The organism is Sinosporangium album (genome assembly GCF_900100605.1).
Classification (GTDB): Bacteria; Actinomycetota; Actinomycetes; order Streptosporangiales; family Streptosporangiaceae; genus Sinosporangium; species Sinosporangium album.
On the sequence record NZ_FNCN01000017.1, the window covers coordinates 77691 to 97437 of the forward strand.

At 70.3% G+C, this 19747-nt stretch carries 19 protein-coding genes; 10 read left to right on the top strand and 9 right to left on the bottom strand.

Features of this window, described 5'->3' with window-relative positions; translation table 11 throughout:
• Positions 1 to 80: 80 nt before the first annotated feature.
• From tsaE to BLQ73_RS18510, 5 genes are read right to left on the bottom strand one after another with little or no spacing between them, the layout of a single operon-like run.
• Complete coding sequence (gene tsaE, locus BLQ73_RS18490; RefSeq protein WP_093171726.1) at positions 81 to 536, bottom strand: tRNA (adenosine(37)-N6)-threonylcarbamoyltransferase complex ATPase subunit type 1 TsaE; 456 nt, start codon at positions 534 to 536, stop codon at positions 81 to 83.
• On the bottom strand, positions 533 to 1591 hold the full coding sequence (locus tag BLQ73_RS18495; protein WP_093171727.1) for an alpha/beta fold hydrolase: 1059 nt from the start codon (positions 1589 to 1591) through the stop codon (positions 533 to 535). The genes tsaE and BLQ73_RS18495 overlap by 4 nt, the downstream gene beginning before the upstream one ends.
• Before the next feature lie 54 nt (positions 1592 to 1645).
• On the bottom strand, positions 1646 to 2788 hold the full coding sequence (gene alr, locus BLQ73_RS18500) for an alanine racemase (protein WP_093171728.1): 1143 nt from the start codon (positions 2786 to 2788) through the stop codon (positions 1646 to 1648).
• A gap of 17 nt (positions 2789 to 2805) precedes the next feature.
• On the bottom strand, positions 2806 to 4374 hold the full coding sequence (locus BLQ73_RS18505; protein WP_093171729.1) for an NAD(P)H-hydrate dehydratase: 1569 nt from the start codon (positions 4372 to 4374) through the stop codon (positions 2806 to 2808).
• 41 nt (positions 4375 to 4415) lie between these two features.
• On the bottom strand, positions 4416 to 4775 hold the full coding sequence (locus BLQ73_RS18510) for a holo-ACP synthase (protein ID WP_093171730.1): 360 nt from the start codon (positions 4773 to 4775) through the stop codon (positions 4416 to 4418).
• 64 nt (positions 4776 to 4839) lie between these two features.
• Here BLQ73_RS18510 and BLQ73_RS32530 point away from each other — a divergent pair, with 64 nt between their 5' ends.
• The 7 genes from BLQ73_RS32530 (at position 4840) to BLQ73_RS18540 (ending at position 10665) form a co-directional block, all read left to right on the top strand.
• Positions 4840 to 5016: a hypothetical protein gene (locus tag BLQ73_RS32530; protein ID WP_176955536.1), complete on the top strand. Its 177-nt coding sequence runs from the start codon at positions 4840 to 4842 to the stop codon at positions 5014 to 5016.
• A gap of 90 nt (positions 5017 to 5106) precedes the next feature.
• On the top strand, positions 5107 to 6048 hold the full coding sequence (gene coaA, locus BLQ73_RS18515; protein WP_093171731.1) for a type I pantothenate kinase: 942 nt from the start codon (positions 5107 to 5109) through the stop codon (positions 6046 to 6048).
• Between the two features lie 47 nt (positions 6049 to 6095).
• Positions 6096 to 7046, top strand: coding sequence for a DUF389 domain-containing protein (locus BLQ73_RS18520; protein ID WP_093171732.1), 951 nt, complete (start codon positions 6096 to 6098; stop codon positions 7044 to 7046).
• A gap of 158 nt (positions 7047 to 7204) precedes the next feature.
• Positions 7205 to 8110 carry an ABC transporter ATP-binding protein gene (locus BLQ73_RS18525; protein ID WP_093171733.1) on the top strand — a complete coding sequence of 302 codons (906 nt, stop codon included), beginning with the start codon at positions 7205 to 7207 and terminating at the stop codon, positions 8108 to 8110.
• Positions 8103 to 8984 carry an ABC transporter permease subunit gene (locus tag BLQ73_RS18530; protein WP_093171734.1) on the top strand — a complete coding sequence of 294 codons (882 nt, stop codon included), beginning with the start codon at positions 8103 to 8105 and terminating at the stop codon, positions 8982 to 8984. Before BLQ73_RS18525 ends, BLQ73_RS18530 begins: the two co-directional genes overlap by 8 nt.
• Entirely contained in the window at positions 8981 to 9949 is a 969-nt protein-coding gene (locus tag BLQ73_RS18535; RefSeq protein ID WP_093171735.1) for an ABC transporter ATP-binding protein, read from the top strand. Before BLQ73_RS18530 ends, BLQ73_RS18535 begins: the two co-directional genes overlap by 4 nt.
• The gene (locus BLQ73_RS18540; protein ID WP_093171736.1) at positions 9949 to 10665 is read left to right on the top strand and encodes an ABC transporter permease; all 717 of its coding nucleotides are present in this window, start codon (positions 9949 to 9951) and stop codon (positions 10663 to 10665) included. Before BLQ73_RS18535 ends, BLQ73_RS18540 begins: the two co-directional genes overlap by 1 nt.
• Before the next feature lie 145 nt (positions 10666 to 10810).
• Here BLQ73_RS18540 and glmM read toward each other — a convergent pair whose 3' ends face one another.
• Genes glmM through rplM form a run of 3 tightly spaced genes read right to left on the bottom strand, consistent with a single transcriptional unit; the run spans position 10811 to position 13177 of the window.
• Positions 10811 to 12187, bottom strand: coding sequence for a phosphoglucosamine mutase (glmM, locus tag BLQ73_RS18545; RefSeq protein WP_093171737.1), 1377 nt, complete (start codon positions 12185 to 12187; stop codon positions 10811 to 10813).
• Complete coding sequence (gene rpsI / locus BLQ73_RS18550) at positions 12184 to 12705, bottom strand: 30S ribosomal protein S9 (RefSeq protein ID WP_093171738.1); 522 nt, start codon at positions 12703 to 12705, stop codon at positions 12184 to 12186. The genes glmM and rpsI overlap by 4 nt, the downstream gene beginning before the upstream one ends.
• Positions 12706 to 12733: 28 nt before the next feature.
• Positions 12734 to 13177, bottom strand: coding sequence for a 50S ribosomal protein L13 (gene rplM, locus BLQ73_RS18555; RefSeq protein WP_093171739.1), 444 nt, complete (start codon positions 13175 to 13177; stop codon positions 12734 to 12736).
• 465 nt (positions 13178 to 13642) lie between these two features.
• Between rplM and BLQ73_RS18560 the strand changes: the two genes are divergently transcribed.
• The 3 genes from BLQ73_RS18560 to BLQ73_RS34645 all read left to right on the top strand — a co-directional run bounded on the left by BLQ73_RS18560 (position 13643) and on the right by BLQ73_RS34645 (position 18796).
• Positions 13643 to 14350: a CAP domain-containing protein gene (locus BLQ73_RS18560; protein ID WP_245691182.1), complete on the top strand. Its 708-nt coding sequence runs from the start codon at positions 13643 to 13645 to the stop codon at positions 14348 to 14350.
• A 36-nt stretch (positions 14351 to 14386) separates the two neighbouring features.
• Positions 14387 to 15343, top strand: a complete 957-nt coding sequence (locus tag BLQ73_RS18565; RefSeq protein WP_143020324.1) for a hypothetical protein — start codon at positions 14387 to 14389, stop codon at positions 15341 to 15343.
• A 93-nt stretch (positions 15344 to 15436) separates the two neighbouring features.
• Positions 15437 to 18796 carry a hypothetical protein gene (locus tag BLQ73_RS34645; protein ID WP_143020325.1) on the top strand — a complete coding sequence of 1120 codons (3360 nt, stop codon included), beginning with the start codon at positions 15437 to 15439 and terminating at the stop codon, positions 18794 to 18796.
• A 59-nt stretch (positions 18797 to 18855) separates the two neighbouring features.
• On the opposite strand, the gene truA is transcribed toward BLQ73_RS34645, so the two are convergent.
• Positions 18856 to 19698 carry a tRNA pseudouridine(38-40) synthase TruA gene (truA, locus tag BLQ73_RS18575; RefSeq protein ID WP_093171780.1) on the bottom strand — a complete coding sequence of 281 codons (843 nt, stop codon included), beginning with the start codon at positions 19696 to 19698 and terminating at the stop codon, positions 18856 to 18858.
• Between the last annotated feature and the right edge of the window lie 49 nt (positions 19699 to 19747).

Below are 19747 nucleotides of genomic sequence, written 5' to 3' on the forward strand. Positions count from 1 at the left end.
GGATTGATCTCTTCCCGATGATCTATATCAAGCGCGACATAGGTCAAGCGTGACAGTGTCGACCGGCGAATGGGAGGGTTTCAGGCGAGAGGTTGGACACCCGCCCACCGAGCGCCCACGCCGCGCACGTGGACAACCCGCTCCTCGTCCACCTCGCGGCGCTCGATGCGCACCTCCAGGCGGTCGTCCGCGAGGCCCTCCACCAGGCCCTCCCCCCATTCCACGACCGTCACCGACTCCTCAAGGGACGCGTCGAGGTCGAGGTCGTCGACCTCCAGACCGCCCTGCAGACGGTAGGCGTCCACGTGCACGAGCGGCGGCCCGCCGCAGAGCGACGGGTGGACCCGGGCGATCACGAACGTCGGCGACGTGATCGGCCCACGCACCTTGAGCCCCTCGGCCAACCCCTGCACCAGCGTGGTCTTGCCCGCCCCGAGAGGCCCGGACAGGACCACGAGGTCACCGGGGGCCAGCAGCCCCGCCACGCGTGCTCCGAACTCGCGCATGGCCTCGCCCGTCGCGACGACCTCGCTCATTCACCGACCTCCGGTTGAGTGCTCTTGACCAGATCCCCCAGCGCCTCGTTGACGACGCCCGGGTGTTCCAGCTGAACCAGGTGCGAGCTGTCCTCGACCTCGAGCAGCCGGCTGAGAGGCAGCACATCGGCGATGGCTCTGCTGTGCTCGGGAGGGGTGATCCAGTCCTTCGCACCGACGATGATCGCCGAGGGGATGCCTTCGAGAACGTTGAGCGCGGACAGTTTGTCATGGGACATGAGCGCCGGATAGAAGTCCGCGATCACATTGGTGGGCGTCGAGCGGATCATCGCCTCGACGAAGTCGACCAAGGTGGGGCTCACCGTGGCCGGGTCGCCGAAACCGAGGTAGCGCAGGGCCAGGAACACCACGTCGCTTCCCGCCTCCCGCCCCCTGTCGACCAGCTCGCCCTTGCTGCCGAGCAGCGACACCGCGGAGGGCACGACCGAGTGAACCGCCCTGGCGAGCAGCGCGGGCAGGCCGAAGGAGAGCTCGGCCAGCCTGCCCGCCGACGTGGAGACCAGCGCCACACCCTTCACGCGGTCGCCGAACAGCTCGGGGCGCCGCTCGGCGAGCGCCATGATCGTCATACCGCCCATGGAGTGGCCGACCAGCACACACGGCCCCGGCACCAGGGCCTCCAGCACGTCGAACAGGTCCTCGCCGAGCCGGTCGATGGAGGAGTCCTTGGTCCAGTGGCGCTGCGAACGGCCGTGGCAGCGCTGATCCCACAGCACGACGCGGTGCGTGTCGCGCAGCTCTTTCCACTGGAAGTGCCAGGAGTTGAGGTCGAGCGTGTATCCATGGCAGAACACGATCGTCAATGCCGCGTCCTCCGGCCCGTCTACCCTGGCGTGCAGGGACACGCCGTCGGAGGTGGTCACAGGCACGATCTGGCCGCCGAGCTCGCCGAACCGCTCGCTCAGCTCGATGTCCGGGCGCAGCCGGATGCGCCCCACGGCATAGCGCTTGGCCAGGGCCACGGCCGCCACTCCAGCGGAGGCGGCGCCCACGACCGCCCCGGCGACCCCGACCTTACGTCGTCGTGCAGCCATGTGCCCGATCCTTCCTGCGATACCCGCCTCTTCCATCTGGTGTGGGACGTTCCCCTACCGGTAAACGCGCGGGACCCGCGAACCGATCCTCGTCACGATCTCATGGGTGATCGTGCCGAGGGTATCCGCCCATTCCTGCGCGGTCGGCTCGCCGTCGCGACCCGATCCGAACAGGATCACCTCGTCGCCCGCGGCCAGCGCGGCGTCACCGACGTCGATCACGAACTGGTCCATGCAGACCCTCCCCGCGATCCTGTGCCGCCGTCCGGCGGCCAGCACCTCGACCTGCCCGCCGGCGTGGCGCAGCACCCCGTCGGCGTAGCCCAGCGGCACGAGACCGAGCGTGGTCTCGCGATCGGTCACGTAATGGTGCCCGTAGGACACCTCCGTGCCCTGAGGCACCCGCTTGCTCAGCGCCACCGTGGCCACCAGCGTCATCGCCGGCACCAGCCCGAAGGTCCCGAGTTGGGGGATCGGGCTCAGGCCGTATGCCGCGACGCCCGCTCTGACCATGTCGTAGCGCGCCTCGGGCAACGTGAGGATAGCCGCTGAATTGGCCAAATGCCTTATCACATGGGACCCGGCGGCCCCCATCTTCTCCGCTATCCCCAGAGCCTCATGAAAGGCGCCCAACTGCACCTCGATCGAAGGATGACCCGGCATATCGGCACACGCCAGGTGCGACCACAGCCCGACGATCTCCACAGCCCCCTCGGCCTGTACGGCGAGAGCCCGATCGACCAGCTCCGCCCACTCGGCGGGCGTCGCGCCGCCCCTGGACATCCCCGTGTCGACCTTCAAATGCACCCTGGCCGTGCGCCCGACCGCCCGCGCCGCCCCGGCGATCTCGTCGACCAGCCACGGAGCCGCCGCCGACAGCTCGACGTCGAGCTCGATCGCCCGGGCGATCGGCGCGCCCGGCGGGATGATCCACGTCAGCAGCGGGGCCGTGACGCCCGCCTCGCGCAGTGCGAACGCCTCCGCAAGGACCGCGGTGCCGAGCCGGCTCGCACCCCCCTCAAGGGCGGCCCGGCCGCTCTCGACCAGGCCGTGGCCATATCCGTCGGCCTTGACGGCGACCAGCGTCTCGGCGCCCCCCGCGTGGGCCGAGAGCACGCCGACGTTGTGGCGGATGGCCGCGAGATCGACCAAGGCATGGGCGGGAGTGCCCTCCCCGATGGGACTCGGAACGCTCATGACCCCAGTGTCGCAGCTCAACGCCGATGCCCGGCGCGTCCCCGGCCTCCCAGGATCCCGGAAAGGGTCTCGGGCAGAACCGTCAGCAGGTCCCCCGCCACCAGGGGAGCGCCTTCGGCCGCGACCCGCCCCGCCACACCGTGGATGTAAGCCGCGCACGCGGCGGCGTCGTAGCACGACAGGCCCCCGGCCAGCAGCGCGCCCCCGATCCCCGACAGGACGTCCCCCGTGCCGCCCGCGGCCAGCCACGGTGTGCCCGTGGGGTTGACCCGCACCGGCCGCCCCTCCTCGGCCACGACCGTCGTCGAGCCCTTGAGCAGCACGGTCACGCCCAGCCGCTCGGCCGCCAGCCGTACGTGCTCAAGCCGGGCCGCCTCGATCCGCTCCCTCGGCACGCCGAGCAGCCGGGAGAGCTCCCCCGCGTGCGGCGTGAGCAGGGTCGGCGCCGTACGGCGCAGCAGGGACGGCTCGCGCGCCACGAGCGTCAGCGCGTCGGCGTCCACGAGGACCGGGACATCGCTCGCCAGCACGTCCCGCACGACCGTGAGGGACTCCGTCCCGGTGCCGACCCCCGGCCCGACCACCCAGCTCTGCACCCGGCCGACCTCGGCCACGCCGAGCCCATGCTCGCGCAGTTCGCCCGTCACCGCCTCGGGCCAGTGCGTGCGCACCTGCGCCAGCGGCTCCGCGAACCCCACATACCTCACCAGCCCCGCCCCCGCCCGCAGCGCGCCGCCCACGGCCAGCACCGCGGCCCCGGTGTACTGGTGGCTGCCCGCAGCCACCCCCACCACACCACGTCGGTATTTGTCCGACTCCCGCGACGGCCTCGGCAGCATCGCCGCCACGTCCCACCCGGTCAGCATGGCGACATCGGGATCGTCCAGGTACGGCCCCAGCCCGATGTCGACCAGCTCCACCCTCCCGGCGTATTCCGCCCCCGGATCGACAAGCACACCCGTCTTCCGCGCCCCGAACGTCACGGTCAGCCCCGCCCGCACCGCCGCCCCCGCGACCTCGCCCGTGCCCGCGTCCACCCCGCTCGGCACGTCCACCGCCACGACCAGGCCGTCCGCCTCGTTCACCACGGCGGCCAGCCCCGCGTACGGCTCCCGCAGCGCGCCCGAGCCCCCGATGCCCACCAGCCCGTCGAGCACCAGATCGGCCCCCGCGATCAGGGCCGCCACCTCGCCTCCCCACGGGCCCGCCACCGCACCGACCACAGCACCGACCACCGGGCCCGACACCGCACCTGCCACCGGACCGCCGGCCACCCTGCCGCCCGCCGCCCTGAGCGCCGCCAGACCGCCCTCATGCACGCGTGTCCCGGCGGGCACGGCAGTCACCCGCGCCCCCCGGCCCGCCAGACGGGCCCCCGCGAACAGCGCGTCGCCCCCGTTGTCCCCCGACCCGGCCAACACCACCACGCGCGAGCCGTACACACCGCCCGCCGCCCTCTCGAGCTCCCGCGCACACGCGGTTGCGAGCCCCGCCGCCGCGCGGTCCATCAGCGTGCCCTCGGGCAGCCGCGCCATCAACGCGTGCTCAGCCGCCCGTATCTGCTCCGTGGTGTACGCCGTCCGCATGATCCAGACGTTACCCCGCTGCCCGCGCGCGTCGGGTGAGGTCAGGCGGCGGTGCCTTCGGCGACCACGTAGGCGACGGCCACGCCGCCGTCGTGGCTGAGGGAGACATGCCAGCGGCTCACGCCGAGCGTGGCGGCGACGTGGGCGGCCTCGCCCGTCACGTGGAGCTCGGGCCTGCCGTGAGGGCCGGAGAGCACCTCGGCCTCCCTGTGGGCGAGGCCGGGCGGAGCGCCGAGCGCCTTGGCCACGGCCTCCTTGGCGGCGAAGCGCGCGGCCAGCGACGCCGTGGCCAAAGAGCGCTCGCGCTCGGTGAACAGCCGCTCGCGCAGCCTCGGCGTGCGCTCCAGCGACGCGGCGAACCTCGCCACGTCCACCACATCCACACCGATGCCCACGATCATCTGTTCAGGCTATCTCCCGCCTAGGCTGGGAACGGGTCCGCACCAGCGATCGGGAGACGTCAAAATGCGCATGCTCGATGTGGCGCACAGCCCGCTTATGCCCACCCTGTGGGACTTCGCACTGGTCCTCCTCGGGCTGGTGGGCGTCGTGGCGGTGACCACGGCGATCGTCCTGGCCGTCGTCCGCATGCTCGGCGGCACCCGACCGGGGCCGCTGGAACCGCTTCCCCTTCCTTTCTAGGGAGCGCCCCATCTGAATCATAGGTAGCGCCCCACCTGAAGCCGCCGATGGGCCGCTCAGTAGGCTCCCCCCCATGGAGCGAGCGCGAGTATGAGCATTCCCACTGGGTGGGAGGGTGCGACGCCGTACGTCGAGCTGAGTCGTGAGCAGTGGAGTGACCTGCGGAAGAACACGCCGCTCACCCTCACCGCAGCCGAGCTCGAGGAACTGCGCGGCGTCGACGACCCCATAGACCTCACCGAAGTCACCGACATCTATCTGCCGCTCACCCGGCTGCTCAACCTCCATTTCACCGGATCGCGGGAGCGCAGCACGGCCGTCGGAGCGTTCCTCGGCGACACGGAGACCAGCAAGCCCTACATCCTGGGCATCGCGGGTAGTGTCGCCGTCGGCAAGTCGACCACCGCGCGACTGCTGCACACTCTGCTCGCCCGGTGGCCCGAACACCCGAGGGTCGAGCTCATCACCACCGACAGCTTCCTCTATCCCAACCGGGTGCTGGAGGAACGCGGCATCATGCACCGCAAGGGGTTTCCCGAGAGCTACGACCGCCGCGCCCTGGTGCGGTTCGTCTCCGCGGTGAAGGCCGGATCCCCCGAGGTGTCGGCGCCCGTCTACAGCCACCTCGAATACGACATCCTTCCCAGGACTCTGCAGACCATTAGCAAGCCCGACATTCTCATTGTCGAGGGGCTGAACGTCCTCCAGCCGGCTCCGCCCACCTCGCTCGCGGTCAACGACTTTTTCGATTTCTCCATCTATGTCGACGCCAAAGTGGAAAATATCCGCACTTGGTATGTCGACCGCTTTCACAAGCTCCGCCGCACGGCCTTCGAGGACCCCAAGTCGTACTTCCACCACTTGGCGGAACTCTCCAACGAGGAGGCGACCGAGTTCGCCGTCAACGTCTGGCGCGACATCAACGAGCGGAACCTCGTCGAAAACATCGCCCCCACCCGGGGCCGCGCCGGGCTCGTGCTGCACAAGGGCTCCGACCACTCCGTCCAGCGGGTACGGCTCCGCCGTACCTGAAGAGCGCGTACGGCACAGCCCGCACATCCACCCGTTAAAGTGCGAACGTGCTCCATCTGCGCCTGATCAGCCCCGAGGACCGCACGGACAAGGTGCTTGCGCAGCTTGACGGCACGACCGGGGTGACCAACGTCGTGCTGCTGCGGGCGGCGGCGCGCACGCCGCCCGGCGACGTGATCATGTGTGACGTCGCCCGCGAGGCCGCCAATGAGGTGCTCGACGAGCTTCGCCGGTTCGGGCTGTCGACCGAGGGGTCCATCGCGGGCGAGCAGGTGGACCTGGTGCTGTCCGACGCGGCCGAGCGGGCGAAGGAAGAGGCGCCGGGCGAGGGGGACGACGCGGTCGTCTGGGAAGACCTCGCCCGCAAGGTCGACAATGACTGCAAGCTGACCTGGGCGTTCATGGTGTTTCTGGCGATCGCCACGCAGATCGCCGGGATCGGGGTGCTGGTCGACTCGCCGATCCTCATCGTCGGCGCGATGGTGCTCGGCCCGGAGTTCGGCGCGGTGGCGGCGATCTGCTTCGGGATGCTGTTCGGCCGCGGGTTGCTGATCGCGCGGGCCGCCATGACGCTGGTGACGGGCTTCGCCATCGCGATCGCGATCACATTCGCGTGCGCCCTCGTGTCCGGGGTGCTGGGGTGGATCGACCCCGACATGCTGGTCGGCAACGCCGAGGTGGAGTTCATCGTCAAGCCCGACCGCTGGTCGTTCATCGTGGCGCTGCTCGCCGGTGTCGCGGGCGTGCTGTCCATCACCGCGGGCAAGTCCTCCGCGTTGGTGGGGGTGTTCATCTCGGTGACCACCGTCCCGGCGGCGGGATACGCGGCGGTGGCCTTGGCGCTCGGCCAGTGGGGCGAGGTCGCGGGCTCGGCGGCGCAGTTGGCCGTCAACATCACCGGCATGATCATCGCGGGTGTGGCGACCCTGTTCGTCCAGCGGCTGTTCTGGACGCGCTATCACCTGCCGCTTCCGGCGCAGCGCCCACCGGGCGAATAGCCAGAAGAATGCTCACATCCGGAAAGTCCCTCTAAAACCCCCAGGTCACCCCTGAACCAGGAGAGGGAATATCACCCGGTTCGGGGAGGAGAATTCCGGTGTCGCAACTCATCCATTCGGCGGAGGCGACACTGCGAACCCCCAGATAGGGTCCGACCATGACGATTCTCACCACCGAGGGGCTGACCAAGCGCTTCCCCCAGGTCACCGCGCTTGACCGGCTGTCGGTGAACGTGGGGCCCGGCGTGACCGGTCTGGTGGGTGCGAACGGCGCGGGCAAATCCACGTTGATCAAGATCCTTCTCGGACTGGTCGAGCCCACCGAGGGCACGGGGCGCGTGCTGGGGATGGACATCGCGACGCAGGGCCCGGAGATCCGCCGGGTCACGGGCTACATGCCCGAGCACGAATGCCTCCCGCCGGACATCTCCGCCACCGAATTCGTCGTGCACATGGGCCAGATGTCCGGCCTGCCGCGCGCGGCCGCCCGTGAACGCGCGGCCGACGTGCTGCGCCACGTCGGCCTCTACGAGGAGCGCTACCGCGCCATCGGGGGCTACTCCACGGGCATGCGCCAGCGGGTCAAACTCGCCCAGGCCCTCGTCCACGACCCCAAGCTCGTCTTCCTCGACGAGCCCACCAACGGCCTCGATCCGCAGGGCCGCGACGAGATGCTGGCCCTGATCCGGCGCATCGGCACGGAGTTCGGCATCAGCGTGCTCGTCACCTCGCACCTGCTGGGGGAGCTGGAGCGGGTCTGCGACCACGTGATCGTGATCGACGGCGGCAGGCTGCTGCGCTCGTCCGACATCGGCGACTTCACCCAGGCCACCCAGACGATCACCGTGGAGGTCGAGGAGGGCCAGGAGCCGCTGGCGGCCCGCCTCACCGAACTCGGCGAGACCGTCACCGTGCACGGCAGACTGCTTCTGCTCAGCGTCCGCGGCGACGAGACCTTCGACGCCGTCCGCGACGCCGTGTGCGACCTTTCCCTCAACCTCGTCCGCCTGGAACAGGGCCGGCAGCGCATCGAGGACGTCTTCCGGGAGAACGCCCATGTCTGAGCCCGCCCCCACTGGTGTCATTCACGACATCGGATACCGCCACTACGACGGAGCACGGCACGGCCGGGGCTACACGATCAGGGCGCTGATGCTGCACAGCCTGCGCGGCGTGTTCGGCCTGGGCCGTACGGCGCGCTCGAAAATCATTCCGTTCGTGCTGTTCGGCGTGATGATGCTGCCCGCGGTCGTGTCCATCGCGACGATGGCCCTCCTCCAGCGGAACATGATCACCTATTCGGACTACGCGATCATGATGCAGGTGCTCCTGGCCATCTTCGTGGCCTCCCAGTCGCCCTACCTCGTCGCCCCGGACCTGCGCTTCCGGATCCTTCCGCTCTACCTGTCGCGCCCGGTGACCCCGCGCGACTACGTCGCCGCCAAGCTCGGAGCCATGTCCATCGCGCTCGCCATGCTGATCGCGATCCCCATCACCGCGGTGTTCATCGGTGAACTCGTGATCGACATGCCCGGCCCGCCCAACACGTCCGGCTACGTGGGGTCGATGGTGTCGGCAGTCGTCTACGCCGTGCTGCTGGCCTCGCTCGGGGTGACGATCTCCTCCTTCACGCCACGACGGGGGCTCGGCGTCGCCTCGGTGATCGGCTTCTACCTGCTGACCTCGGCCGTGTCCGGCGTGCTCACCGGGGTGCTGCTGTCGATGAGCCGCGACGACGAGGCGGCATGGGCACAGCTTCTCAACCCGTTCTTCCTGGTCAACTCCGCACAGACGTGGATCACGGGCGAGAGCGGCGCGGGCCTGACGCCCTATCCGGACGGCCTCGGCGGCCCCGTGTCGGCCCTCGCCGTACTCGTCTTGATCGTGCTCTCCGTCACCGCGATGCTCGCCCGCTATCGGAAGGCGGCCTCCGCATGAGCCAGGCCACTGCTCCATCCCCCGCCGGACAGCGTCCGGCCGCCGCGCCAGCAGTCATCGAGCTGCGCCAGGTCTCGCGGTGGTACGGCAATGTCGTCGCCGTCAACGACGTCTCCATGACGATCGGTCCGGGGGTGACCGGTCTGCTCGGCCCGAACGGCGCCGGCAAGTCGACCCTGCTCCACATGATGGCCGGGTTCCTCGCGCCCTCGGGCGGCACCGCCACCCTCAACGGCACCCAGATCTGGCGCCATCATGACGTCTATCGCTCTATCGGGCTTGTTCCTGAGCGCGAGGGTGTCTACGGCTTCCTCACCGGGTGGCAGTTCGTGCTGTCCAGCGCGCGGCTCCACAAACTCCCCAACCCCGAGGACGCCGCGTTGAAAGCCCTCGCCACCGTCGACATGGAGGCGGCGAAGGACCGCAAGGTGGAGACCTACTCCAAAGGCATGCGCCAACGGGTCAAGGTCGCCGCCGCCCTGGTACACGAGCCCCAGGTGCTCCTGCTGGACGAGCCCTTCAACGGCATGGACCCCCGGCAGCGGCTCCACCTCATGGACCTCATCCGCGCCATGGGCGCGCAGGGCAAGACCATCCTGTTCAGCTCCCACATCCTCGAAGAGGTCGAGCGGGTGGCGCAGCAGATCGAGGTGCTCGTCGCAGGACGCCACGCCGCCTCCGGCGACTTCCGGGAGATCCGCAGACGCATGACCGACCGGCCGCACCTGTTCGTCATCAAGTCCAGCGACGACAGGAAACTCGCCGCCGCGCTGATCGCCGACGGCTCCTCGGGCGCGGTCGCGCTCACTCCGGGCGGGCTGGAGGTGCAGGCGATCGACTTCCGCCGGTTCACCTGGCTGCTCCCCCGCGTCGCCCGCGACCACGGGGTGCGCGTCTGGCAGGTCGCACCCGCCGACGAAGACCTCGAAAGCGTCTTCTCCTACCTCATCACCCGGAGCACCTGATGAACACCGTGATCGCCGGGATCACCTACCGCGCGCTGCTCGGCAGGCGGCGCATCTGGATGCTGATCCTGCTGCCCGCCGTGCTCATCGGCCTGGCCATCCTCCTGCGAAGCATCGACAGCGCCGACCACCGGTCGGTGGTCCTGCTCATGCAGAACTTCGCGATCGGCATGATGCTCCCCCTGCTCGGCCTGATCGCCGGCACCGGAGTCATCGCGCCCGAGATCGACGACGGCACGATCACCCACCTGCTGTCCAAACCGATCTCACGCCCCGTCATCGTCCGCACCAAGTTCGCCGTCGCGGTCTCCCTGCTCGCGCTGTTCGCCGCCGTACCGACCTTCGTCGCGGCCTGGCTGATGGTCGGCTTCGAAGCCGACATCGCGGTCGGTTTCGCAGTCGGTGCCCTGGCCGGCGGCATCGCCTACGCGGCGCTGTTCCTGGCGCTCGGCGTCGTCACCCGACACGCGGTGACGATCGGCATCACCTACGCACTGGTGTGGGAAGGCCTGGTGGGCAACTTCGTGCCGGGCGCGCGGAGGTTCTCGATCCAGCAGTGGGCGCAGTCCGTCACCGACTGGCTGTCCACCTCCGAGAGGATCGACGTGGAGACCACGCTCGCCTTCTCCCTTCCCGCCCTGGCCATCGTCACGGTGGTCGGAGTGGTGTGGGCCGGGACGCGGCTCAGCCGCTTCTCGTTCACCGGGGACGAGTGACCACCGGGACCCCACAGGGACCCCACAGCCCTCGGCACGGCCTCGGCACACGGAAGCGGCGGTCCATCCGGACCGCCGCTTCCGTGGCACGTGCCGTACGGCCATGGGCGCGGGGAGCGCTCCAAAGACCGCCGACGTCAGAGCATCAGACGCAGGACGAGCGCACGACCTCGGCGAGCCGCTGCGCGACCCGCTCGGCCTGCTCCTGCGAGGTGGCCTCCACCATGACGCGGACCATGGGCTCGGTGCCGCTCGGCCTGATGAGCACCCTGCCGGTGTCACCCAGCTCGGCCTCGGCCGCGGCGACCGCCTCGGCCAGCTCCGCCGACTCGGCGACCCTGGCCTTGGACACGTCGCGCACGTTCACCAGCACCTGCGGCAGCCGTGTCATGACCGACGCCAGCTCGGCGAGCGACCGGCCCGACCTCGCCACCTCCGCGAGCAGGTGAAGCGACGTCAGCACCCCGTCGCCGGTGGTGGCGTGGTCGAGCATCACCACATGGCCCGACTGCTCACCGCCGAGGTTGAACCCGCCGGCCTTCATGGCCTCAAGGACGTAGCGGTCGCCCACCCCGGTCTCGACCAACGTCAGGCCGGCCTCGCGCAGCGCGATCCGGAACCCGAGGTTGGACATCACGGTCGCCACCACCGTGTCCTTGACCAGCCTGCCCTCGGCGTGCATGGCGAGGGCGAGCACCGCCATGATCTGGTCGCCGTCGATGATCTCCCCGGTGTGGGTGACCGCCAGGCACCGGTCGGCGTCACCGTCGTAGGCGATGCCGACATCGGCGCCGCGCGAGACGACGACCTGTCGAAGCTTGTCCAGATGGGTCGAGCCGTGGCCGTCGTTGATGTTGAGCCCGTCGGGGCGTGCCCCGATGGCCTCCACGGTGGCCCCGGCCCGCAGGAGCGCCTCAGGGGCGACCACGTGGGCCGCGCCGTGGGCGCAGTCGATCACCACGTTGAGGCCGTCGAGACGGCCGGGCAGCGTGGTGAGCAGGTGCGCGATGTAGCGTTCGGCCTCGCCGTACGCCTCCCGCACCCGGCCGACGGCCGAGCCGACGGGCCTGTCCCACTTCCCCCCGAGACGCTGCTCGCCGAGCCGCTGCTCGATCTCGTCCTCCACCGCGTCGGGCAGCTTCCGGCCGCCTCGGGCGAAGAACTTGACGCCGTTGTCCGGCGCGGGATTGTGGGAGGCCGACAGCATGACCCCGAGGTCGGCGCCGAGCGCTGCGGTGAGGTGCGCGACGGCGGGCGTCGGCAGCACTCCGAGCCGGAGCACATCGACCCCCGACGACGCGAGGCCGGCGACCACGGCGGCTTCGAGGAACTCCCCCGAGGCACGCGGATCCCGGCCCACGACGGCCACCGGGCGGCCACGCCGCCCGGTGCTCGTGTCGAACGCGCCGGCATCGCCGAGGACATGGGCGGCCGCGACCGAGAGGTCCATGGCCAGCTCCGCGGTGAGGTCGCGACCCGCGACCCCACGCACCCCGTCGGTGCCGAATAGGCGGCCCGTCAACGCTTGCTGTACTGAGGAGCCTTACGGGCCTTCTTGAGGCCGTACTTCTTGCGCTCCTTGGCCCTCGCGTCGCGGGTCAGGAAGCCTGCCTTCTTCAGCGGCGGGCGGTTGGTCTCCACATCCAGGACGGAGAGCGCGCGGGACAGGCCCATGCGCAGCGCACCGGCCTGACCGGTCACGCCGCCGCCGTCGATGCGGGCGATCACGTCGAAGGCCTCTTCTGCACCGAGGGTGACGAAGGGCTCGTTGACGATCTGCTGGTGCACCTTGTTCGGGAAGTACGAGTCCAGCGAGCGGCCGTTGATGGTCCACTTGCCGGTGCCCGGCACGATGCGGACCCGGGCGATGGCCTCCTTGCGGCGGCCGGTGCCGTAAGAGTTGCCCGTGGTGACGGGCTTGCGGACGGCGGCCTCCGCGCCGGGCGCGGACTCACTGGTGTACTCGGTCGGGAACTCCTCGGAGGAGTACTCCTCCGGCTCGCCTTCGGTGGGCGTCTCGATACCGGTGGGCTCGGCCACGGTTCTCCTCTAACTCTCTATCTCGGCGCTACTGGGCGATCTGGGTGATCTCAAACGGCACGGGCTGCTGTGCCTGGTGGGGGTGGTTGGGCCCCGCGTAGACCTTCAGCTTCTTGGCCATCTTCCGGCCGAGGGAGTTCTTGGGGAGCATGCCCTTGACGGCCTTCTCCACGGCCCGGTCCGGCCGCTTCTCCATAAGCTCGCTGTAGGTCACCGAACGGAGACCGCCCGGGTAGCCCGAGTGGCGGTAAGCCTTCTTCTGCTCAAGCTTGTTGCCGGTCAGCGCGACCTTGTCGGCGTTGATGACGATGACGAAGTCACCGGTGTCGACGTGGGGCGCGAAGATCGGCTTGTGCTTGCCGCGCAGCAGGCCCGCGACGTGGCTGGCCAGCCGGCCGAGCACGACGTCGGTCGCGTCGATGACGTACCACTGACGCTGGACGTCGGCGGGCTTCGGTGAGTACGTACGCACGGTCGTAAGCCTTCTTTGCTCGCGTCTGGGCGCTGTCTGAAACTGACAGCCTAGGTTCGGAGGATGCGGGCGAGGAGACAGCCCGAACCACTCCGTCTCCGCTGAACGGGAGAAGACGCCGGACGCGCCGCGCATTGGTCACGAGGGACCGATCCGCACACAACGAAAGTGCAGACTATCGCCCTCCGCCGGGTCGGGTCAAAACGAGCCCGCCGGGGGATGCGTGATGTTCACCACGCACCAACGCCGGACGATCAACGCAAAGCCCGCATTCATCGACGCTGAGGCTCAGTTGAACGCGCGGCAAGCAGAACAGTTCCATTTCAGGTAGGGGCATCTACTTCTTCCCCCAGACCGAACATCTCTATCGTTAACTCCGGTATGTGGCAGACCCCTCACCCACGGCATACCCAGCGGATCACCCGAAGAAGGAATCATCTGGGTATCTTGGCCTGCTTGGTCGCCGTGCTCTTCCTGGGCATCCTCCTGGGCCGTCTCAGCCTCTCCGACGACGACAACAGCAGCCAGGTCTACCTCAACAACGCCGCCCCCACCAGCGCCTCGCCCACCCCCGCGCCGAACACCGGGCGGCGGCTCGAACGCGAACCCCTCGGCCTCGTCGCCCGCCCCACGCCGGGAAAGAGCCAGCTCACCCTGCGGCCCGCACCGACACCGAAGCGCACCAAGGACCGGCTCGCCAACAGCATCCCGGGCATCGTCGGCCCTTCGGACCCCTCCCGGCACGGAGGGCCTCTGGCCCTCGACGAAGAGACGCCGGTGACCCCGTCCGCCAGGCCGGCCGTCGAGGCGGAAGTCGTACGGCTCACCAACCAGCACCGACGCGAACGAGGATGCCGCCCGCTGCGCATCGAGCCGCGTCTGGTGCAGTCGGCCCGCCTGCACTCGGCGGAGATGGCCGCGTACAGCTTGTTCTCCCACAATTCACCCAACGGCGCGACGCCCTGGAAACGCATGGAGGACGCCGGCTACCGCAATGGCGGTGCCGAGAACATCGGGCGAGGGTATGCCAACGCCCGCGAAGCCGTACAAGGCTGGATGGAGAGCGCCAGCCACCGGCGCAACATCCTCAACTGCCGCCTGGTCGCCATCGGCGTGGGCATCGCACAGGGCTCCGGAGGGCTCTGGTGGACCCAGGACTTCGGGTATTCGTGACCTGCGCCCCCGAAAATCGCTACTAATCTCGCACCCATGGGTTTTCCCGGGGAACCGCCGCGCCGCCAGCCGTACGTCAATCCAGAAGCCGGTCAATGGTTCGACGCGCCACCGAGCGGCCGTGAGCAGGAGGGGCGTCCCATGGGCGGACGGCCCGAGTCCGCCGACGCCGACGCCGAACCACCGCAGATCGGTCGCCGTCGCTCCCCCGAGGACGCGGGCCCGCCACCGCCCCGGGCCGGCATGTGGAGTCCTTACGACGAAGGCCCGCGCTCACGCCGCCCGATCTTCCTGGCCATCGGCGGGTTCGGCCTTCTCGTCGCCGGAGGCATCGGGCTGGCCTTCCTGGCCAACACACCGTCCACGCCCCCCGCGGCGTCTCCCTCGCCGACGCCCAATCCCTCTCTCTCCGACATTCCGCAGCGCCCCGGGGGCGAGTACGGCTACGCCGCCTCGCGTACGACCGACCCGTCCCCGCTCACACTGAAAGAGGCCTTCGGCAAGACCAAGGTCACCCGCGACAAGCGCAGCTACACGATGACGGTTCGCCGCCACGACAAGAAGTGCAAGAGCGCCATCACCGGCTCGAAAATCACCAAGGCCGTCAACGACGGCAAGTGCACTCAGGTCATCCGGGCCAGTTTCCGCGACAAGAGCGGAAAGATCATTGGGACGATCGGCGTGGCGAACATGCGCAACAGCGCCGCCGTCTCCAAGGTCGTCTCCGCCGGCGCGGGAAAGGAGCGCAAGGACTACGTGAAGCCGCTGCCCGGCAAGGACAAGGCCACCAAGCCCCTCGGCGACGGCGAAGCCATTGCGGGAGTGTGGAAACACGGACACTACGCCGTGATGCTGTGGTTCCAATTCAAAGACGGGAGGCTTCCCGACAAGAACGAGCGCAAACAGCTCAACCAGGCTGCCGTCGACATCGCCGAACTCACCGTTTTCCGGGCCCTCGACTCACGCACCCTGACCGGCAAACCACCCCAGTGAGCCTCCCGGCTACACGGACAAATCCCCCGCAAATCCACCCTGTAAAGGCGCATACCGGCATGATGATCTAGGACACTCGCTACGCTTCGCCGTATGAGTGGCCAGGATTCCGGGTCTGAGCAGGAACGCGATACCGAAGGCACAACGGCGTCGGCGACACCGCCGCCGAGCTTCGGCCAGACGTCCCCCAAGACGCCCAGGACCGAACACTCCGCTCCGTCGGGGGAGGTGACCCCGTCGGCTGCCCCCGCGTTCGGGCAGTCCCAACCATGGGAGATCGCCCCCGGCGAAGCCGTCGCCTACGACTGGCACAGCCCTCCCGGCGCCCCCACCCCGCCCGCGCCACCCCCCGGCCCTCCCGGCAGCGCCTCCCCACCCCACGGGAACGCGCCCAGCCTGCCCCCAAGCACCCCCCGCAACCTGCACGCCCCACCCCCCATGCCGCCCATCGGCGCCCCCGGCATTCCCGTACCGCCCCCCGCCCCACCCGCCGACATGCACGGCATGCCGCCCCTACCCGGCACCGTGCCCGGCCTCCCCGGCCAGCCCGCCGACATGTACGGCATGCCGCCTCTGCCCGGCCCCTTGCCCGGCAACGCCCCCGGCATTACCTCCCCACCACCGGCGAACGCACCTGGACCACCCCCCGGCGCGCCCAACGACCTGTCCTCCCCTCCCCCCATGCCCGGCACGTTCCCCATGCCGCCCATCGGCATGGCCGCGCCACCCCCCGCGCCACCTGGCGACATGCACGGCATGCCACCCCCGCCGCCCCTGCCGCCCCCGCCGCCCCTTCGCGCGCCGGGAGGTGCGACCCCACCGCCCGGCTACCCCCCCGTGCCGCCCGTCGGCCTGCCCGTCGACCTGCCCGGTGGCATGCCCCTGCCGCCCGTCGGAGGGAGCGGCGCCACCCCCAGCATCCCGCCTATGCCCCCACATGGCCCGAGTGTTGGAGGCACCCCCCCATTCCCCCAGGGCGCAATGCCGATGGGCCCGCAGAGCGGCGGCAATCCGGCCGGTATGGCCCACCCTCCCGTCGCCGACGACAGACGCATGCCGTTCGCCTCGTCCCCGGCGAACGGCCCCGTCAATACCGCCCCACCGCCGGGCGGCGGGCAGGCACCGCCTCCGGCCTTCGGCCCGCAGGCCGTCCCTGACCCCGGAGCGCCGCCGTGGCAGCCGCCGCCCGCGTTCACTGCCGCAGCCGCGGGCATGCGCATTTGGCCGACGGCACCGGACTCGCCGGGTGAGCGCCCCTGGCCCGCCGCGACCGGCGAGCCTGTCGCCGAGCCGTCGTGGAACACGCCGGACGCGGAGCCTACGGACACCTCGGTCCGGCCGCCCGACCCGGGGCGAACCCCTCCCAAGGAGTGGGACTCGCACTCCCCCGTCAGCGTGCCGATCGTCGGGACCGCCTTCCCGCCGGGCGTGGTCGTGCCGATCCCGCCCGACGCCGTACTCTCCAGCGAGATGCCCAAGCCTGCGCGTGACACGACGCAGGAAGAGCACCATCCGCCGGTCATCCAGGGACAGGTGGTCCGGGACGAACCTCCCGCCAACGCCCCATTCACCAACACCCCGCCTGTCAGCCCCCCGTTCGGCCAGGCCGGGACGCCGGGGCCGGACCCCGACGGCCGCCCCCGCCAGAACCTCCACGCTCCAGGCACCGGGGGTGCCGAGGGTGCCGAGGGCGCCGAGGGCAGGGCTCGCGCCCTGCCCGAGCCGGGCCTGCCCCCCTCCCTTCCCGCCGACCCGCCCGAACCGGGGACACTCGTATCCGCGGGCACCGACAGCGCCACCGTGCCCACCGCCCTGAACCAGCTCCCCCCCGGCCCCAATCCCCCCGCCGTCGACGGCCCGGTCGGCCCTCACCCCGCCCCCCCACCCGACGATCATCAGCGTGCCTCCACCGGCGGCCCGCCCCCCGCCCCCGGCGGCCAGGGAGATCCAATCCCCGGCGCCCCGCCTAAGCAGACCCCGAGCACCCACCTCGCCGGGACGCCCACCCCCGGCGACGGACCCGCCGCCCCGCACGCAGGCCACCCCCAAGCCCCGGACGGCCCCAGCCCCGCCACCCCGCAGCAAGGTGGCCGATCGCCTGCGCCCGAAGCCGACCCCGACACGACACGCGCTCTGACGCGTCCCCCGGGCCAAGCGGGGGCGAGCGGCGCAACCGGTCCCATGGGTCCGCCCATAGCGGCCGACTCGACCGCAGAGGCCGCCGGCTCCTCTGCCGAACGAAGCGCTGAGCAAGGCACCGAACGAAACGCGGAAGGAAGCGCCGAAGGAGGCGCGGACGGCACCCCGGGCTCGCCCCCCTCGCTGCCGAAGAGATCCCCCAAACAAGGCACCCCGCCCAGCCGACCGGGCGCCCTCGGCGACTCGCCGCCGCCCCCGATCCCGGGGCCGCCGGCCGTACCCGGTGCCAACGGGCGGCCCGGCACACCGAACGGCGCCGCCGCGAAGCCGCCGACCGGTTACCCCTCCATGCCGCCGATTCCTCCTGACCGCGAGGCGGCATCCCCCAATGGCCGCCCCGGCGGCGGACCGGCCGACAAGGCCAACCCCAAACCCACCCCGTCCAACGACATGTCCGATCTATCCGTCGTGACTGTCGTGGGCGCCTCCGACGACCGGAGCTCACCTCAACCGGAGATCCGCGGGCCGTTCACCCCGCCCAACACCGTCACCCAGAGCCTCTCCCCCCTGCCCTCGGCCCCTCGTGCCCCCGAGAGCGGGCGCGGCAGGACCGCGCTGATCGCGGCGGCGGGCGCGCTGCTGGTCGCGGGGTTGACCGCGGGCGGCTATTTCGCGTTCCGCACCCTGTCCCCCTCCGGCGCGGAAAGCGCCATGCCGAGTACGCCAGAGGACGTGATCGCCCCCGACGAGGCTCCGCAGCAGCCCGAACCCTATGAAATGAGCACCACTCTGCTGGACGCCGAGTCCACGGACCCACGCAAAATGACCCTGGACGAGGTGTTCCCCCAGAAGACCGTGAAGCTTGCCGACGTCGCCTTCGTCCGCATCAAGACCAACACGACCGACAAGTGCGACAAGGCCGCTACCGGCCCCTTCGCCGAGGCATTGACACAGCAGCGCTGCAGCCGGGTCATCCGGGCCACATATGTCGACAAGAAGAAGAAATACGCCGTCACCACCGGCATCGCCGTACTCCCCACCAACGAGGCGGCCCGCACGGTCAACGACGCCAAGGACTTCAAGGACAACCGCTGGTTCCGCGGGCTGCCCGGTAGAAAGGGGTCCGGAGGCGAGCGCGTGCACATCGCCGGAGGCTATGCCTCGGGCTTCGTGTGGGGGCGCTACATCGTCTTCAGCTACGCCACCCACAGCGACGGGCACACGCCGAGCGCCACGGACAAGACCCTGGGCACGGTGAGCAGCGCCTTCCGGGACAACACCTCAGTCGCCCTCGAACGCCGCATCACCGGCTGATCCGACACGCCACCGCGCGGTGCGGCCTCGCCGCGAGGCCATGCCGTACGGCGGGAGCCTCAGCCGTCGAGTGTGCGCACACGCCGCGTGGACACGGCCCGTGCGGCCAACTCACCGGCCGGCGGGTAACGCACCTCTTCCAGACACAGGCCGTGTGCGGGCGCGACATTGACCCCCGAGTCGCGTACGGCTGCCGCCAGCACCTGCCCCGGCCACTCGGCGGGGCGGCGCCCGTCGCCGACGGACAGCAGTGAGCCGACCAGGGCTCTGACCATGGAATGGCAGAACGCGTCGGCGACGACGGTGGCCACGAGATGGCCCTCGTGATCGCAATGCCAGTCAAGTCGCTGCAGCTCGCGAATGGTGGTGGCACCGTCACGCTTCTTGCAGAAGGCCGCGAAGTCGTGCTCGCCGAGGAGCGCGGCGGCCCCCTGGTTCAGGAGGGTGAGGTCGAGGGGGCGGTGGTGCCAGAGCACCTCATGCCGCCGCAGGGGGTCGATGCCGCCGGGGGCGTCGCTGACGCGATACGCGTAGCGGCGCGACAGGGCAGAGAATCGCGCGTCAAACCCCTCGGGGGCGAACGTGACGCGATAAATCCGTATGTCCGGGGGCAGGAGTCCGGCGAACCGCCTCAGAAGCCGTCCAAGCCTCTCAGCCTCGGAATCGCCCAACCCCTCAAGAGCTTCGGGCGCAACGTCCACATGGGCCACCTGTCCACGAGCGTGCACCCCTGCGTCGGTACGTCCGGCGACAGTCAGGGACGGGCCGGGGTCGAGTCGGAGAATCCTCGCCAACGCGGCCTCGATCTCGCCCTGGACCGTACGGCGGCCCGGCTGACGCGCCCACCCGGAGAAGCCGGTGCCGTCATAGGCAAGATCCAGGCGCAGCCGTACCTCATTCACCGTTCTCGCCTCCTCCGGCCCCTCGGCGCCGTCCCGACCGGCCGCGTGC

Bases quoted from the DNA above. Each gene is read 5' to 3' on its own strand.
- BLQ73_RS18565 (WP_143020324.1), top strand. From the start codon at position 14,387: ATGGGTTTTCCCGGGGAACCGCCGCGCCGCCAGCCGTACGTCAATCCA.
- alr (WP_093171728.1), bottom strand. From the start codon at position 2,788: ATGAGCGTTCCGAGTCCCATCGGGGAGGGCACTCCCGCCCATGCCTTG.
- BLQ73_RS18530 (WP_093171734.1), top strand. From the start codon at position 8,103: ATGTCTGAGCCCGCCCCCACTGGTGTCATTCACGACATCGGATACCGC.
- BLQ73_RS18495 (WP_093171727.1), bottom strand. From the start codon at position 1,591: ATGGCTGCACGACGACGTAAGGTCGGGGTCGCCGGGGCGGTCGTGGGC.
- BLQ73_RS32530 (WP_176955536.1), top strand. From the start codon at position 4,840: ATGCGCATGCTCGATGTGGCGCACAGCCCGCTTATGCCCACCCTGTGG.
- BLQ73_RS18540 (WP_093171736.1), top strand. From the start codon at position 9,949: ATGAACACCGTGATCGCCGGGATCACCTACCGCGCGCTGCTCGGCAGG.
- BLQ73_RS18510 (WP_093171730.1), bottom strand. From the start codon at position 4,775: ATGATCGTGGGCATCGGTGTGGATGTGGTGGACGTGGCGAGGTTCGCC.
- tsaE (WP_093171726.1), bottom strand. From the start codon at position 536: ATGAGCGAGGTCGTCGCGACGGGCGAGGCCATGCGCGAGTTCGGAGCA.
- coaA (WP_093171731.1), top strand. From the start codon at position 5,107: ATGAGCATTCCCACTGGGTGGGAGGGTGCGACGCCGTACGTCGAGCTG.
- BLQ73_RS18505 (WP_093171729.1), bottom strand. From the start codon at position 4,374: ATGCGGACGGCGTACACCACGGAGCAGATACGGGCGGCTGAGCACGCG.
- BLQ73_RS34645 (WP_143020325.1), top strand. From the start codon at position 15,437: ATGAGTGGCCAGGATTCCGGGTCTGAGCAGGAACGCGATACCGAAGGC.
- BLQ73_RS18535 (WP_093171735.1), top strand. From the start codon at position 8,981: ATGAGCCAGGCCACTGCTCCATCCCCCGCCGGACAGCGTCCGGCCGCC.
- BLQ73_RS18525 (WP_093171733.1), top strand. From the start codon at position 7,205: ATGACGATTCTCACCACCGAGGGGCTGACCAAGCGCTTCCCCCAGGTC.